The organism is Stenotrophomonas sp. A3_2 (assembly GCF_036624925.1).
Classification (GTDB): Bacteria; Pseudomonadota; Gammaproteobacteria; order Xanthomonadales; family Xanthomonadaceae; genus Stenotrophomonas; species Stenotrophomonas hibiscicola.
Map to the genome: position 1 here is coordinate 230,491 of NZ_JAZKVY010000358.1, position 14,957 is coordinate 245,447.

15 protein-coding genes are annotated in these 14,957 nt (G+C 62.9%); 8 read left to right on the forward strand and 7 right to left on the reverse strand.

Annotated features, from left to right (window positions below):
* Positions 1-7: 7 nt before the first annotated feature.
* Positions 8-1,084 (reverse strand): site-specific integrase, encoded by a 1,077-nt coding sequence (locus R5H29_RS20280; RefSeq protein WP_049453654.1) that lies wholly within the window; start codon positions 1,082-1,084, stop codon positions 8-10.
* 104 nt (positions 1,085-1,188) lie between these two features.
* On the opposite strand from R5H29_RS20280, the gene R5H29_RS20285 reads away from it, so the two are divergent.
* Positions 1,189-2,163 carry a DNA-binding protein gene (locus tag R5H29_RS20285; protein WP_049453653.1) on the forward strand — a complete coding sequence of 325 codons (975 nt, stop codon included), beginning with the start codon at positions 1,189-1,191 and terminating at the stop codon, positions 2,161-2,163.
* A 149-nt stretch (positions 2,164-2,312) separates the two neighbouring features.
* On the forward strand, positions 2,313-2,918 hold the full coding sequence (locus R5H29_RS20290; protein ID WP_033836002.1) for a hypothetical protein: 606 nt from the start codon (positions 2,313-2,315) through the stop codon (positions 2,916-2,918).
* Between the two features lie 25 nt (positions 2,919-2,943).
* Here the strand turns inward: R5H29_RS20290 and R5H29_RS20295 are convergent, their stop codons facing one another.
* Together R5H29_RS20295 and R5H29_RS20300 are read right to left on the reverse strand one after the other, a co-directional pair.
* Positions 2,944-3,312, reverse strand: a complete 369-nt coding sequence (locus tag R5H29_RS20295) for a hypothetical protein (protein WP_229295632.1) — start codon at positions 3,310-3,312, stop codon at positions 2,944-2,946.
* 177 nt (positions 3,313-3,489) lie between these two features.
* Positions 3,490-3,999 carry a lactoylglutathione lyase family protein gene (locus R5H29_RS20300; RefSeq protein ID WP_033836000.1) on the reverse strand — a complete coding sequence of 170 codons (510 nt, stop codon included), beginning with the start codon at positions 3,997-3,999 and terminating at the stop codon, positions 3,490-3,492.
* 93 nt (positions 4,000-4,092) lie between these two features.
* Here R5H29_RS20300 and R5H29_RS23015 point away from each other — a divergent pair, with 93 nt between their 5' ends.
* Positions 4,093-5,001, forward strand: a complete 909-nt coding sequence (locus R5H29_RS23015) for a LysR family transcriptional regulator (RefSeq protein WP_033835999.1) — start codon at positions 4,093-4,095, stop codon at positions 4,999-5,001.
* On the opposite strand, the gene R5H29_RS23020 is transcribed toward R5H29_RS23015, so the two are convergent.
* Entirely contained in the window at positions 4,961-5,278 is a 318-nt protein-coding gene (locus R5H29_RS23020; protein ID WP_369333260.1) for a helix-turn-helix domain-containing protein, read from the reverse strand. The genes R5H29_RS23015 and R5H29_RS23020 overlap by 41 nt on opposite strands.
* A 320-nt stretch (positions 5,279-5,598) precedes the next feature.
* Complete coding sequence (locus R5H29_RS20310; protein WP_033835998.1) at positions 5,599-5,844, reverse strand: helix-turn-helix domain-containing protein; 246 nt, start codon at positions 5,842-5,844, stop codon at positions 5,599-5,601.
* Between the two features lie 94 nt (positions 5,845-5,938).
* On the opposite strand from R5H29_RS20310, the gene R5H29_RS20315 reads away from it, so the two are divergent.
* Complete coding sequence (locus tag R5H29_RS20315) at positions 5,939-6,217, forward strand: hypothetical protein (RefSeq protein ID WP_033835997.1); 279 nt, start codon at positions 5,939-5,941, stop codon at positions 6,215-6,217.
* A 43-nt stretch (positions 6,218-6,260) separates the two neighbouring features.
* On the opposite strand, the gene R5H29_RS20320 is transcribed toward R5H29_RS20315, so the two are convergent.
* A complete protein-coding gene (locus tag R5H29_RS20320) occupies positions 6,261-9,272 on the reverse strand; it encodes a Tn3 family transposase (protein WP_229295631.1) in 3,012 nt (1,003 codons plus the stop codon).
* A complete protein-coding gene (locus tag R5H29_RS20325; RefSeq protein ID WP_012480230.1) occupies positions 9,215-9,628 on the reverse strand; it encodes a helix-turn-helix domain-containing protein in 414 nt (137 codons plus the stop codon). The genes R5H29_RS20320 and R5H29_RS20325 overlap by 58 nt, the downstream gene beginning before the upstream one ends.
* A gap of 90 nt (positions 9,629-9,718) precedes the next feature.
* On the opposite strand from R5H29_RS20325, the gene R5H29_RS20330 reads away from it, so the two are divergent.
* The 4 genes from R5H29_RS20330 to R5H29_RS20345 all read left to right on the forward strand — a co-directional run bounded on the left by R5H29_RS20330 (position 9,719) and on the right by R5H29_RS20345 (position 14,952).
* Positions 9,719-11,677 (forward strand): FTR1 family protein, encoded by a 1,959-nt coding sequence (locus tag R5H29_RS20330; RefSeq protein ID WP_021201907.1) that lies wholly within the window; start codon positions 9,719-9,721, stop codon positions 11,675-11,677.
* A 24-nt stretch (positions 11,678-11,701) separates the two neighbouring features.
* Complete coding sequence (locus R5H29_RS20335; protein WP_005413376.1) at positions 11,702-12,319, forward strand: cation transporter; 618 nt, start codon at positions 11,702-11,704, stop codon at positions 12,317-12,319.
* A 408-nt stretch (positions 12,320-12,727) separates the two neighbouring features.
* On the forward strand, positions 12,728-14,005 hold the full coding sequence (locus R5H29_RS20340; protein ID WP_012480227.1) for a TolC family protein: 1,278 nt from the start codon (positions 12,728-12,730) through the stop codon (positions 14,003-14,005).
* Positions 14,002-14,952: an efflux RND transporter periplasmic adaptor subunit gene (locus tag R5H29_RS20345; protein WP_154263525.1), complete on the forward strand. Its 951-nt coding sequence runs from the start codon at positions 14,002-14,004 to the stop codon at positions 14,950-14,952. Before R5H29_RS20340 ends, R5H29_RS20345 begins: the two co-directional genes overlap by 4 nt.
* Positions 14,953-14,957: the final 5 nt, after the last annotated feature.

Below are 14,957 nucleotides of genomic sequence, written 5' to 3' on the forward strand. Positions count from 1 at the left end.
CGGAGGCTCAGTCCTCATCCATCAGGCGCGCGGCGGGGTTGCTGCCGACGCCGCCCTGCTGGAAATATCCGATCACGCTGGCCACGGAGCGGTGATCGGTCATCGCCATCAGCGCCGGCAGGGCCACCCCACGCCGCGCACCTTCGGTAACAAAGCCCGAGCGCAGGCTGTGGCCGGCAAAGTCCCCGTCCAGACCGGCCAACCGCGCCCGGTCCTTAACGATGGCGGCGACCGCCTTGCCGCTGAGCGCGCCGCCCAATGACCGTGGCCAGACGCGCCGGAACAGGGGGCCGTCGGTAATCTCGGCCACGTCCAGCCAGTCCTGCAGTGCGGTGGCTGCCTCTCCCAGGATGGGCTTGTCGGGGCTGCTGCCAACCACTGGCCCGGACTGCAAGGTTTTTCCGTGATCCAAGCGATAGGTGTAGCCGCCTTCGGGCAGTCGGGTGAGGTGATTCACCGTCGCCTCGGCGACTTCGCTGCGGCGGCGCCCGCCGCTAGCAAAGGCAAAGTAAAGCAGGGCGCGATCGCGCTTCCCCTTGAGCGAGGTGTCGCAGGTGGCCGCCATTGCGCGCAGATCTGCGGCTGACAGCGCGGTCTTCTTGGCCGGGCGCTCGCCTCGTTTGTGAGAAGCCCTGCGCCCCTTGGACAGTAGGGTCCTCACGGCGCGATCCTCGCAAGGGTTGTCTTGGCGGGCCTGCTTGTGGGCCGCCGACAAGACCGCCACCCGGTGGACCAGGCTGGAGAACGCCAGCGGCCCAGGCTTCTTCTTCAGGCCCGCATGCACCAAGGCACTATCCAAGTCTGCAGGCAGATCCCAACGAAGCCCCAAATCGCCTGAGCGCCCCATGTGATCCACGATGAACTGAACCACTGCCGCCGGGGGGACGGGTAGGGCGATGGGCCTGCCATAGCGCCCTTCGAACCAGCCCGCCCAATAGCGCAGGGCGCCGGCGTAGCTGCGAATGGTGTTAGGCGCTTCGGCCTCCTGCAGGATGTCTCGCACCGCTTCTGCGGCGGAAGTGGCCAGCCGCTCCGGAACCAGCCCCGAAACGAGTTCCCCTGACGCAGCAGTGATATTATTCATATGTACTATGTATTGTGCACTATGATTAGGTTGAGCTACATCTGATAAATATGCCTTATCAGACATGGCCTGCCAATTCTCACCGTTCCGCAGAAGGACACCCAATGGCCAAGGGCATCAGCGAACTGGATGTGCACCAGGCAGCGGACGACATCATCGCCGCCGGCGAACGTCCCACCGTCGAGCGAATCCGAGCCCACTTGGGCACCGGCTCGCCCAACACCGTCACGCGTTGGCTGGAGACCTGGTGGCAGACCGTAGGCTTTCGCCTGCGCCAGCGCGCCATTGAGGCGGCGGTTCCAGGCATCCCAGAGCGGGTAGCTCACCTGAGCCAGCGTTTGTGGCAGGCCGCGCTGCAGGATGCCGGCGAGCTCGCTCAGACCCAGCTGGAGTCGACCAGGCACGCACTGGAGGAACGCGAGCGCCTGCTGGAGGAGGACCGGGTGGCCCTGACGCTGGCGATTGAGGCCAGCCAGAAGCGCGAAAGGGAGGCTCAGGTCCAGACTCAGGCCGCCGCCACCACCGCGGAGCAGTTGGCGGCACAGGTCTCCCAGATGACGGCACAAGTACAAGACCTGCTGCGCCAACGCGATGGAGCCTATGGACGGGCGGAGCGACTCGAGCAGGAACTGGATGCCGTACGCCGCAGTCTGGGCGAGGCCGCGGCCGCTCACGAAGAAGAGAGGAGGGCGCTCCAGGCGCACGTCAGGGCAGTGGAGGATCGTGCCCATACGGAGGTTGACCGGCATCGCCAGGCGTTGCGGTCAGCCGAGCAGGAGTGGGGGCGGGAGCGCATGGCCTTGGCCACCTCATTGCGAGAGAGCGAGCAACAAGCCATTGCTGCTGCCAACCGCGAGCAACAGGCATTGCGCCGACTGGAAGGCGTGAACGCGCGGGCTGATGGCTTGGAGGCGCAGCTGACGTCACTGAAGGAAACCACTCGGCAAGTTACCGAGGCACTCCGACAAGGGAGAGCGAACACGGCAACGCCAAGCAGGCAAAGCAAGCCACGCCGCACCGCGCCCAGAAGAGTGGGCGAGCCGACACAAGAATCCAATAGCAGGAAATCTAAGACTTGAGGCCATCCATTCGATCAAGGCTTCTTTCCCCGAAAGACTTGGAGGACGTACACGCCCCCCCCCAAAGTTCATCCTCGACCGCGCCCGAGAGCACGGCGCGACAGGCCCCGTACGAACGGTAGAAACCAGCACGCCGGAGGAGGAACGCCATGAAGCAGGGAAGAACTGACAGAGATTGGGCGGTGGTCGCTGTGATGACCTTTGCCGCAGGAGCCGTCTTGACTTGGGCACTCATGAGCAAGCCGAGTCCCAAATCCGCCACGTTAGCGCTTGACTGGCCGGCGTGGGTGCAAGCGATCGGCAGCATCGCAGCCATCATCGCCGCGGGACTGATCCCCCTTTGGCACGCCAGAGTCAGGAGACGGGAGGTCACACAGTCCCTCATAGAGCTGATTTCCTATGCGCGATTTCCAGCGACACTGATGCTGGCGCAGTTCGAGGGAGGATTCGGCGGCCCCCGGCTGATCTTGGCGCATCTGACCCAGCTTCATAAGGCTTTCGATTCAGTCAACTATGTTGACGTGCCGAACCGATCCTTGGCGATTGCGCTGCAGCAATCAGCAACGGCTGTGAGTGCACTTAAGGAGATCCAGGAACTCTTTCTGAGAAAAGAAGAGATGAAAAAGGGGCGGGGGAGCGAGATCGTTAAAAAGTACCTGCTCATGCTCGATAGAGCCGTCGAAGAAGCAATCAAGGCAACCGGTCAGCGGCCTCGAGACTTCAACTACGACACAATCGTGCTGCCTAATGAATAGCCCATGCAAATGCTGTTCGTTACAACTACGCGGTAATCCACGCATGATGAACGTCAAGTCGATCGGCAGACCCGGGCTCACCGGCCCAGCCATGCCAAGCGATCCGGCCCGGACCCTCGGAGGTAGGAGCCTCATGCTCGACGCATTGAGCCTCCACGGGGAAGCCAAAGGTTTCAAAGTAGAATCGATCCCCGTTTCGCAACAGAGGGCCGGCGCCATCGTGGAAGCGCACATTGGCTGAATTTCCGTAGTAGGTCGGCCACAGACGTGGCTCTTCAAGCAACGGCCAAACATCAGCTGCGGCAAGGCCGAGGACGATCAGCTCATTCGAGACAAAGTTTTCGGTGTAACCAGGAAGGTAGCCTTCCGGCCAACGAATGCCGTTCATTTTCATCATATGCTCCTTAGGGCTAGCGGCGCGGCTCGCCGATGAATCGTTAAAATTACGTTCGCCAGCTTCTAACTTGCAGACCTCTGACTTCTACAGCCGAGACACTTGCTCCGTACCGTCGTGTCTCAGTTTGGCGAGGACTGCCTGGCAGTCGAAAGCTGGCTGAGGGTGTGCGTGGAGCTAGACGTACGCGCCAGCTGAATACGTAAGCTCGTAGCTGTGGCTGTAGATCTCCAGGATGTTGCCCAGCGGATCCTCCATGTAAACCATCCGATAGGGCTTCTCCCCTGGGAAGTACTCTCGAACCGGCATTCGCTGCTTTCCACCAGCTGCCACAATCCGAGCGGCCAGGCCTTCAACGTCCGGATCCTGAATACAGAAGTGGAAGACGCCCGACTTCCAGTACTCGAAGTTGTTCGCGGGACGCTCGGCGTTATTGAACTGGAAGATTTCGACTCCAACCCGGTCACCAGTGGATAGATGTGCAATGCGGAAGCTGCCCCATCCAGGCCCAAACACATCCGTGCACATCACGCCAATTGCGCTTTCGTCTTCAGCAATCCTGGTCGGCGGCATGACGAGGTACCAGCCCAAGACTTCTGTATAGAAGGAAACCGCGGCATCGAGATCGGTAACAGACAGGCCGATGTGGGAGAAGGCGCGAGGGTAGGGAGGGGGTAGGGCAGGCACGGCACACCACTGAAGAGAGGGGTAGCCGCAAGATTAGACCCTGCAACTCAACCATGATCTGATCCATTTTTATCAGATTGATAAAATATTCTTATGCTGAATGAGCATTGGCTCCGATCCTTTCGGGCTATCGCAGAGGTCGGGAGCTTTACCAGGGCCGCAGGCCAGCTGCAGCTCACCCAGGCTGCGGTCAGTCAGCATGTACGTCATCTTGAGCAACAGCTGGGTGCCCTGTTTCTGCGCAGACCACGATTTATTGAACTGACGCCGGCGGGAATGGCTCTATTGCAGTACTGCCAAGAGATGGATTCGGCCGATCGCCGGCTTCAAGCCAAGCTCGCGAGCGCGGACAGCGATCAGGGGGAGTTTGCGCTGATAACCCCCGGGAGTGTTGGCCTTGCTCTTTACCCGGTGTTGCTGGACTTCCAGCGCACCCATCCCGGCTTGATCATTCGTCATCGCTTCTCGCCGGACCCAGAAATCCTATCGGCGGTACTGGAGAAGAAGTACGAGGTGGGTCTACTTGCACTTCGGCCGGATGACCCTCGGCTGCGGGCTGAGCCCTTCACCGAGGAGGCGCTTGAGCTGGTAGTTCCGAGAGGTGCCTGCGCGGACAGCTGGGCGGATCTTCAAAAGTTGGGTTTCGTTGATCATCCAGATGGCCAGGCTATGGCCACCCGCCTTCTCGCCCGCAAGTTCCCAGGAAATCCAGGCGTACGCGCGCTTCCTATACACGGCTTCACCAATCAGGTTGCGCTCATCCTTGAGCCGGTATCGCTCGGGCTGGGATTCACTGTCATTCCGCGACACGCCCGTGAATCCTTCGCTCGGCAAGACGCAATTGAGGTGGTTGACTGTGGATCTCCGGTGGTTGACACCCTCTGGATGATCCATCGATCCGAATGGCCACTGTCTGGGCCAGCTAAATGGTTGACCCAACAGCTTCGAGGCCTGCCTCGATTCAGCGGGAGGAGGGCTCCACCTCTCGCTGGAGCGGACTGAGGCCCCTTCTATACTGGTCTGGGGTCCGGCCAGAGTGTCGCTTGAACATCTCACTGAAAGACGTTGAGTTTGCATAGCCCAGATCGTCTGCAATCTGCGTAATTGATCGGTCTGAACCCAAGGCATCAATTGCCCTCAGAAAACGAAGCCGACTGCGCCACTCTCCGAACCCCATCCCTAGCTCGCGCTTTGCCAAGCGCTCAAGCGATAGCCTTTGCGTCTCGAAGCTTGTGTAGGGCGCAATCCTCCACGTCAGACAGTCGCGCCGAAAGGGTATAGGCCCCGCGACAAGCCCATCGGAGGCATTTAGGGGTTCGCTTTAGCGACCTGTGGAGCTGCTGTGGAGTGGGCCGGAGAAATGTCTTCACATCAACAACTGTAAAGACGTCGCTTCACCCGGATCTACACGAGGGTTCAGACCCCACGGTTCCACAAAACAGCCTAAAGTTTCGACCCGGCACGCCGAGGCCGATCTACGTCAGGGATTTCCGGCAGGGCGTGCCCCTTCCATCCGGTTGGCCGTCTGTCACTGGCGTGTGCGCCTGGTCCCGACCGGCCGGCAAGAAGCGCGAACCTACCGCTACACCCTAAGGGGCTTTAGCCTTTGATTCGCTTCTCAAAGTTTGTGATCAACTTGCCCAGCGAAAGGCCTGTCAGGCGGGCGATATCTCTCAGCTCCACCACATCAACCCTTCTCTTGCCTGTTTCGACGTCGCTGATGAATGACTGGCTGCGGCCCAGCATGCTGGACACCTGGGCCTGGGTCAGACCGGCAGCTAGCCGCGCCTCGCGAACAGCCTCAATGAGGGCAGCGTACTCTTTTCGATGGATGGACTTCGACACGACCGCGCCTTGGCTGAGCGGCCTAGAAAGCTATATCCAGTTCTCCGATATCTAAAAACCCGATATTCTGTCTTCTTCATTGACAGGGGGACGCATGAGCGAACAGCCATACCGCTTCATCACCGCGGCCAGAAGCAGAGCAACACTGATCCTGGCAGCATCAGCACTGCTAGCTGCCTGCAGCGGTCCGACAGACAAGAAGATGGTTACGAATGGAACCCAGCAGCAATACCGGCAGTCAATTGACGCTATCGACGCGGAACTCAATGCCCACGAAAGAGCGGCCTTCAACTGGGCAGTCGCTGGGATGAACCTTGAAGAGGGTCGGCAGGGAATCATTACGTACAGGGCCAAAAGCTGCCTAAGCGACTGAATTTCAAAGTTGATTGCTCGTCTCTCGATCAGGTTCTCCCCATCTATGGGGTCTGTTCAAGCACCTTGGCTGTGTAGCTCAGCGGCGCCACTTCCCTTTCAAGATCCAGGTGGTAGTCGCCGAAGCGATTGATGTGGCTGGTCCGATAAGGCGACAGGCCGGCCAGGATCTCGGGCGTCAGTTCAATCCCCTCCTTCCTCATCTCGGCCAAGGTCCGGCTCATGCCTTCCACGTTGTGGAGGATGATCATGTTGGCCACCAGCTGGCTGTACTTGATGATCTTGCGCTGCTCGTGTTGGACGTTCTCAGCAATGATCCCCTGGCTGCCAAAGAACACCCATTTCACGAAGCCGTTGTATTCCTCGCTCTTGTTGGTGGCAGCATGGATCGTTTTGCGGATCTCATTGTCATCAATGTAGCGCAGCAAGAACAGCGTTCGAACGGCCTTGCCAAGTTCCCGGAAGGCGAAGTACAGCTTGTTCTTCCGGCTGTAGGTGCCCAGCCGGCGCAGGATCGAGGACGCGGTGATCTTGCCCAATCGGATTGAGATCACCACCCGCAGCATGTCGTGGAGATGGGTGGCGATCAGTTGCCAGTCGATGCTGTCCCCGAACAGTGCCTGGATGTTCTTATAAGCCCTACCCGGTTCGGGCCGAAAGAATGTCAGGTCCTTGATGTTCCGGATCCGGGGCATCAGCTGGATGCCCAGCATGTGGGCCAGGCCGAAGACCGGATAGCTTTGGGCCTGCGTGTCGCCATGGACGATCTCAGGCTGGATGTCGGAAGTGTTGGCCAACAGACCGTCGAGGATGTAGATGCCCTCGTGCACGCCACAGGGAATGAAGTGGCTGAACGGCGCTACGTATTTGTCGGACACGTGGCAGTAGCCGATGCCACCGTAGCCGCCGTAGCGGATGTGATACTCCGACAGCAGGTTGTCCTCGTAGACGCTCCACTTCGTGCCATCAGCTGATGCGCTCTTGCCGCTGCCCCAATAGCCAGGCAGGTCGAATTTGTTGTAGGTATTGATGACCTCCACGATGGCCTTCTCAAGCACATCCTCGGTCACGTATTTCAGGTTGAGCCAAGCGACTTGGCGCCGGCTGAAGCCCTTGATCGACCGCGCCGTCTGCGTCGGCCCCAGGTTGCAGCCATAGCAGAATAGCGTGGTGATCACACGTCGGGGCAGATCTTCGACCTGGCTCTCGGTGCCGGCGATCGGGCGGAAGAAACGGTGCAGATCCAGCCATTGGCTGGCATCGATCAGGACATCGACGATGCTGGATTCTGGAAGCCGTTCGGCGATGAGGCGATCCACCGTGGTAATCGCGCTGGAGACTTCGGCGCGTTGCCCCTTCCGCAGCACCAGGCGCCCATCCAGGATGTCCGCATGTACGTTCTCCGGGAAACGCGCGTCGACCTCATCGGCCAGGGAGGTCAGTTGTGCACGTAATCCCGCCACGAAAGACTCGGCGTCGGTGGGCAGGCCTGACACCTGGCCGTAGGCTTCCAGTTCCTGGGCCAAGGTGGCTTCATCGACCAGCTGCTCACGGTAGTCATCAAACCGTTCGCTGCTGGGAATGAAGAGATCTCCGGACTTCAGTTCGTCCTTGACCTGCACCAGCACGGCCAGCTCGAAGTACTTACGGTGCATCCAGCCGGCGCCGGCTGCACTGGCCCGCTTGCCGAACACGTGCTGACACCAGAGCTTGGACATCCAGTCAAAGTCCTTTTCCGGGTCCAAACCGAGGGAGGCGACCTCGATCAGCTCACGGCGCTGGTTGCGCAGCGAGAGCACCGCTGCGATCAGCGGCTCCATGCCGGCGTCGTGGCTGGTCGCCCGAAGTTTCATCAGCTCCAGCCCATTGAACAGCAGCGGCCTGACCGCGCCATAGGGCTGCAGCATGAAAGGCAGGTAGTTCTTCCCGGCGTAGGCCATATGTTCTTCGCATTCGGCCAGCAAGGTCGACACTTCCGCTTCCAGGCTGTTGTCGATGGCATCCACGCGCTGACTATCGCTGCCGTCTAGCTGATAGGCCTGCAGGATTTCCTTGAGCTGGCCGATGAGGAAGTCGGCCCGTTTGGCATGTTCGAGCTGGTAGGCCAGCAATTTCTGCTGGGCCGTGTTCTCCAGCCCGCGCACCTGCTTGATGAACAACTCGGCTGCATCATCCAGTGTCTTGGCATGCTGGGCGCGAATGAAGATGGTGGCCAGCGCATAGCGCTTGTCCGGAGCCAGTTCGGCCAGCTCGCTGGCGTCATAGGCCCGAGCCATTGCACGGAACTGCTTGAGCTTGGGCACCGGCACATCGATGGGAGGCAGCTGGTCGGCCAACTGCTGCAGCATGCGGATGTGCTGCAGGTAGAACCGAACTTCCTTGTTGGTGGGCCGGCCGGGCTCGCGCTTGAGTGATTGCCAGCCGGTGAACCTGGACCCTTCCGGTGCGCGCAGCAGTTCGTCGATGAGCGTGCGCGTGGCAGGCGTCAGCGCGTGGCTGATGCTGCGGTAGTAGCCCAGATTGACCCGCTCACGGGCGCCGATGGCGGCCAGCTCCAGAGTGCGGAACCCGAGCAGCACCAGCGCTCGGTCTCGTTGATGGCGCAGCGCCGCCGGCCCATCGCCCCGGGCATGTGCCGCAGCGATCGCCGCGGCCAGCCAGTCATCGAGCTCGACCAGCCGCCGAATCTGGAGCGGCGCGGCTTGCTTGACCTGGCCCGGGTGCAGGGTCTGGATGCCTTTGAGCACCTTGCGCACCAGCGGCGATCGGGTCGGGTCGACAAAGCCGTGGTCGCGGTGCCAAGAGGCGATGGCCGCCAGACGTTGGCGGAGGGTGCTGGTCGCCAAGGTCTGCGCATAAGCGGCCAGGTACCGGGCCACGCTGTCAGGTGTCGCTGGGAGGTGGCCTTGCCATTCAACCTCGAAGTGCCGCAGCGCCGACGCATAGCTGCGCACCGTGTTCTGGCGCGTGGCCGCATCGAGGTAGCGGTCCAGTTCGGTCACTGGCGCGTGGCCTCCACCGAGGTCGTCTGGCGCAGCGTCGACAGGATGGTGCATTCCGCCCGCTGCCCGCCATGGCAACTGGCAATCACCCGTTCCAGCTCGCTGGCCATGCGCTGCAGGTCGGCCATGCGGGCGCGCACGTCGGCCAGATGGCTGCGGGCCAACCGGTCCACGTCCCCGCACGAAAGCTCCTCATCGCCGGCCAGCTGCAGCAGGCTGCGGACCTCCTCCAGGCTGAAGCCCAGGTCCCGGCCACGCGCAATGAAGCGCAGCCGCTCGATGTCGGCCGGGCCATAGACCCGGTAGCCGTTGCCCGTGCGCCCCGGGCGCGGCAGCAACCCGATCCGCTCGTAATAGCGAATCGTCTCCAAGTGGCATCCGCTGGCGTCGGCAGCCTCACTGATTTTCATTCGTAGTACGCTTGACTCCGTAGTAGCTACGGACTTTACGCTGAACCCGTATCCGCCGCCACTCCGGCCGCGGCGCTGCATGTGACGACCATGCCACTGCCCATCGCCTTGATTCGCTACTGCCTGATTGCCTTGCTGATCGGCTGGGTTCTGCCCGCTTCTGCTCAGGCGGAGCCTGCCGCAGCAGACCTGCGCCAAACCTGGCAGATGCTCGATTACATCGCGGTCGACTACCCCGGCGCGGTCCAGGCCGGTCGCGTAATTGCCCCCAACGAATACGCCGAAATGAGCGAGTTTGCCGGCGCCGTGCGCAGTCAGCTGGCAGCATTGCCCGGTGGCCAGAACCAGCAGGAGCTGACGGCCCAGGCCGACCGCCTGGTCCAGGCGGTGGCAGAGAAGGCCGACCCGGCGCAAGTGGCAACGTTGGCGCGCGGGCTCGGCACGACGCTGTTGGCCCGCTACCCGATCGGCGCTGTTCCGGCGAGCGCGCCGAAGACCTCCCAGGCCGCGTCCATCTACAGCCAGCAGTGCGCGGCCTGTCACGGCCCCACAGGTCACGGTGATGGCCCCGCCGCGCAAGCGTTAAGTCCGCCGCCGATCGCGTTCACCGATGCCACTCGCGCCGCGCAGCGAACGCCGCTGTCGTTGTACGAGGTCATTTCCCAGGGTGTGCCGGGTACCGGCATGGTCAGCTTCTCTGGGCTGTCAGAAAGTGATCGCTGGGCGTTGGCATTCTATGTGGGCAGCTTGGGGTACTCCTCGCAAGCCAAGGCTCAAGGTGAGGCGTTATGGCGCACCAGTGCCGAGGCCCATACGCACATTCCCTCGCTCGAAGCGCTGACACGCACGCGAGAGGCCGATCTTGCCACCACGATGCCCGCCGATCAGGCAAACGCGATCATCGCCTACCTGCGTTCGCAGCCACAGGCAGTAAACGAAGCGGTACCAGGAGCCGATCGCTTTGCGGTGGCGCGGCAGCGACTGGCCGCCAGCCAGCGCGCTTACGCTGATGAGGACCTGGCTCAAGCCAAAAAGCTTGCGCTCTCGTCCTATCTGGATGGTGTAGAGCCGCTTGAACCCACGCTGGCCACGCGCAATCCGTCATTGCTGCGAGAGATCGAGACGGCCATGGCAGGCTACCGCGCGCAGCTGGATCAGCATGCGCCCGCGGCTGACGTTGCCGGGCAGGCAGCGCAAATTGCCCAGCTGTTTGATCGCGCGGACGTGGCGCTGCAGGACACCCGAATAGGCGCCAGCACCGCGTTTCTAGGCAGCTTTACCATCTTGGTACGCGAAGGACTGGAAGCGCTGCTGATCGTGATTGGTATCGTGGCGTTCTTGCGTAAAGCCGAGCGGTCTGATGTGTTGCCGTATGTGCATGCGGGTTGGATCTGCGCGTTGTTGGCAGGCGCAGCTACCTGGGCAGTGGCCACTTACTTTGTTGATATCAGCGGTGCGAACCGGGAAGTCACTGAGGGCGTCTCGGCCTTGTTCGCTGCCGCTGTCCTGCTCAGCGTAGGCATCTGGATGCACCAAAAGAGCCTTGCAGGGCGGTGGCAGGAGTACCTGCACGCCAAGCTGACGACTGCGCTGACACGGCGCTCGGCTGTTTTCCTGTTCATGCTGGCCTTTGTCGCGGTGTACCGCGAGGTGTTTGAGACGATCTTGTTCTACATCGCGATGTGGAGCGATCAGGCGTCCACCGCCATCCTCGCAGGCCTGGTGGCGGGAATCGCGGTGTTGGCTGCGGTGGCGTACTGGATGCTGCGCATGAGCAGGCGGCTGCCGATTGGCCGGTTCTTTTCGATCAGCTCGATTCTCATCGCGGTGATGGCGGTCATCCTGATCGGTAAAGGCGTGGCCGCGTTGCAGGAAGCGGGCTGGATCTCTCAAACACCGCTCGCGTTGCCGCGCATCGAGTGGATCGGCCTGTATCCCACCTGGCAGTCGCTGCTGGCGCAGGTATTGGTAGGCACCGCCGCCATCGTGGGGTTCCTCGCCAATGCCCGTTCCGGTGTGCGTAGACAGCCAGGCGCAAACAAGCAATGAAACAACACAGCAGAGGACCAAGACATGAGTGATTGCGGGTGCCACCACGAAGCCAAGAACAAGGAGGAGCGACGCATCCTCTGGATCGCCTTGGTCCTGAATGCAGCGATGGCCGTGATCGGCGGCATTGCCGGCTGGATTGCCCATTCCACCGGGCTGCTGGCTGACGCGCTGGACATGCTGTCTGACGCCACCGCCTATGCCATTGGCCTGGTCGCTATCGGGCGCACGGCGCGCTTCAAGGCCAACGCCGCGTGGGTCAGTGGCAGCGTGCTGCTGGTGCTGGGCGTAGGCGTGCTGGTCGAAGTCGGCCGCCGGGTGATGTACGGCGCCGAGCCGGTCAGCGGTTGGATGATCGGTACCGCTCTGGTCTCGCTGGCCGTGAACCTGAAGGTGCTCCGTATGCTCGCCCCCTTGAAGTCTGGCGAAGTGCATCTGCGAGCGACCTGGCTGTTTACCCGCGCCGATGTGGTGGCCAACGTTGGGGTGATTCTGGCCGGCCTGTTGGTGTGGTGGCTGGCCAGCCCCTACCCGGATTTCGTGATCGGCGCCCTGATCGGCCTGTATGTGATCAAGGAGGCTTTCGAGATCTTGGGTGATGCTCGCCGGGCGCGTGCCGACGCGCGCAAAACGCCTGCATGACAGCGCTTGGCCGGCTGAGCTGTGGCCTGCGCTGGCTGCTGCTGGCGCACTTGGCCGTGGGCCTTGTGACGCAGCCGGTGCTGGCAGTGGTTGGCGAGCTCCATGCTCAAACCCATCTGGCCGCGGCCGACCATGACCCGGCAGTGGCATCACCAGCTTCCGAGCGTGGCGTAGACGCCGCGCTGCACCGGCTACAGCAGCTGGTGCTGTGCTGTAGCCAGGCCGCGCCGGCTCCAGAAATAGTGTTGGCCATTGCTCATATCGGCCGGCATTGGCCGTCGGCGACAGCCCATGCGGACAGATATCGGCATGAGCACCTGCTCGCGCCGTTCCGGCCGCCGGTCGCAGGGTGATGCGCGCCGGCGTGCGCCGGATCCCTGTTGGCTATCGAAAATTCTGGAGTACTTCATGCATGTGCGATTGGCGGCCCTGGCCGCGTGGCTACTGTTGAGCGCGGCGGCAACGCCGGCGACAGCAGAAGAGCTGATGACCTTGGACGACGCGTTTGCACGCGTGGCCCAAACCCACCCCGAGCTGCGCCTGGTCGATGCGCGAGCCACGGTGCTCGCTGCCGAGCGCGACCAGGCCGTGCAGCGGCCACCGTGGACGTTGGGGGCGGAGGTTGAAAATGCGCTGGGCACGGGCGCGGCCCGTGGCCTGGACAGCGCGGAGTTGACCTTGAGCCTGAGCTCGGTCCTGGAGCGCGGCGGCAAGCTCGACGCCCGCCGCACCTTGGCCCAAAGCCGGATTGATGCACTGGCCGTGCAGCGCGAGACCGGGCGGCTGGACCTGCTCGCCGAGACGGCGCAGCGCTATTTGGCCGTTGTCGGTGCCGACCGGCAACGCAGCCTGGCGAACATGGATGTCGGCCAGCGCCAGCGGACCGTCGCCGCTGCCCGGCAGCGCCTGCAGGCTGGCGCGTCTCCCGAATCGGTGATGCTCACCGCACAAGCAGCACTGGCGAGAGCAGAATTGACCCGTGATCGGGCCGAGCAGCAGCGCATTGCCGCCCGGCAGCACCTTGCTGCCCTCTGGGGCGAACGTGCTCCGAGCTTCGAGGTGGCCGCGGCGGATCCCATGACCCTGCCGGCGATCGCGTCCATGCAGTCGCTGGCCGAGGAATTGGAGCGCACTCCCGAGTTGGCGCAGTTTGCCGATGCCCGCCGGATCGCGCAGGCACGACTGCAGCTGGCGCGTTCGGCGGCCTCGCCGGACTTGTCGTGGCAGCTGGGCGTGCGCCGCCTGCAGGAGACTGACGACACCGCGCTGGTGGCCAGCCTGTCCATGCCACTGGGCAGCCGCAGCCGCGCGCAGCCGGAGATCCGCGCCGGCGAAGCCGAGCTGGAGGTTCTGACGATCGAGCGCGAGGCCAAGGGCCTGTCGCTGTATTCCACGCTGGTCGAAGCCCATGGTCGCTACACCGTGGCGCAGGCCGAGGTGGCACGGCTGCAAGGCGAGGTGCTGCCGAAGTTGGCCCGGGCTGAGCAGGCCGCCGAGCGCGCCTATCGCGCCGGCGCGATCAGCTACCTGGAATGGGCACAGCTGCAGTCCGAACGCACGGCCATGGCCCAGCAGCAGCTGGACGTGGCGCTCGATGCGCAGCGCGCCCTGATCGAAATTCAACGCCTGACCGGCCAGGCGCTTGTCGCGCCGCCGGCGGCTGCTTCCACCGGAGAGACCCCATGAATCGCTTTTCCTGGACCGCACTGGGCATGGCCCTGATGATGCTGGCCGCCTGCAACGCGTCGGCCCCCAACGAAGCGTCCGAAGGCGGCGCCGCCGCTGAGGGCGAAGAGCACGGCGAGCACGAGGAAGCGCCGCTGGAAACCAAGATTGCCGCCAAAGCTGCGCAGGCAGCGGGTATCCAGGTCGCACCGGCAGGCCCCGGTGAGATTGCTGACGAGCATGAGGTGCAAGGGCTGTTGACCCCGATTGACGGTCGCATCGCGCAGGTCACGGCACGCTTCCCCGGACCGGTCCGCTCCGTGCGTGCGGGCGTGGGTGATCAGGTACGGGCCGGCCAGGCACTGGCCACGGTAGAGAGCAACCTGAGCCTGACCACCTATACCGTCACCGCGCCGATCAGTGGCGTGGTCATGGCGCGCACGGCCGCCGTAGGCATGGCCGCCGCTGAGGGCGCGCCGCTGTTTGAGGTCGCCGACCTGTCCACGCTGTGGGTGGACCTGCACATCTTCGGCGCCGACGCCCAGCACATCGGTGCTGGCGTGCCGGTGACGATTACCCGCTTGAGCGATGGCGTCACCGCACAGACCACCTTGGAGCGCGTCCTGCCCGGCACCGCCACCGCCAGCCAAAGCACCATTGCGCGCGGCACGGTGGCCAACACCGATGGCCTGTGGCGGCCGGGGTCGGCGGTCAAGGCGCGGGTCACCGTGGATCGCCAATCGGCAGCGTTGGTGGTGCCGATCACGGCGCTGCAGACCGCAGAAGACCAGGACGTGGTCTACGTGCAGCAGGGCGAAACCTACCACACCCGGCCGGTGAAGCTGGGGCGCCGCGACGCCGAACGCGCCGAAGTGCTGGAAGGCCTCAAGGCCGGTGAACAGGTGGTGGTGGCCCAAAGCTTCCTGATCAAGGCCGACATCGAAAAGTCCACCGTGGAAGAAGAATGAGGCCC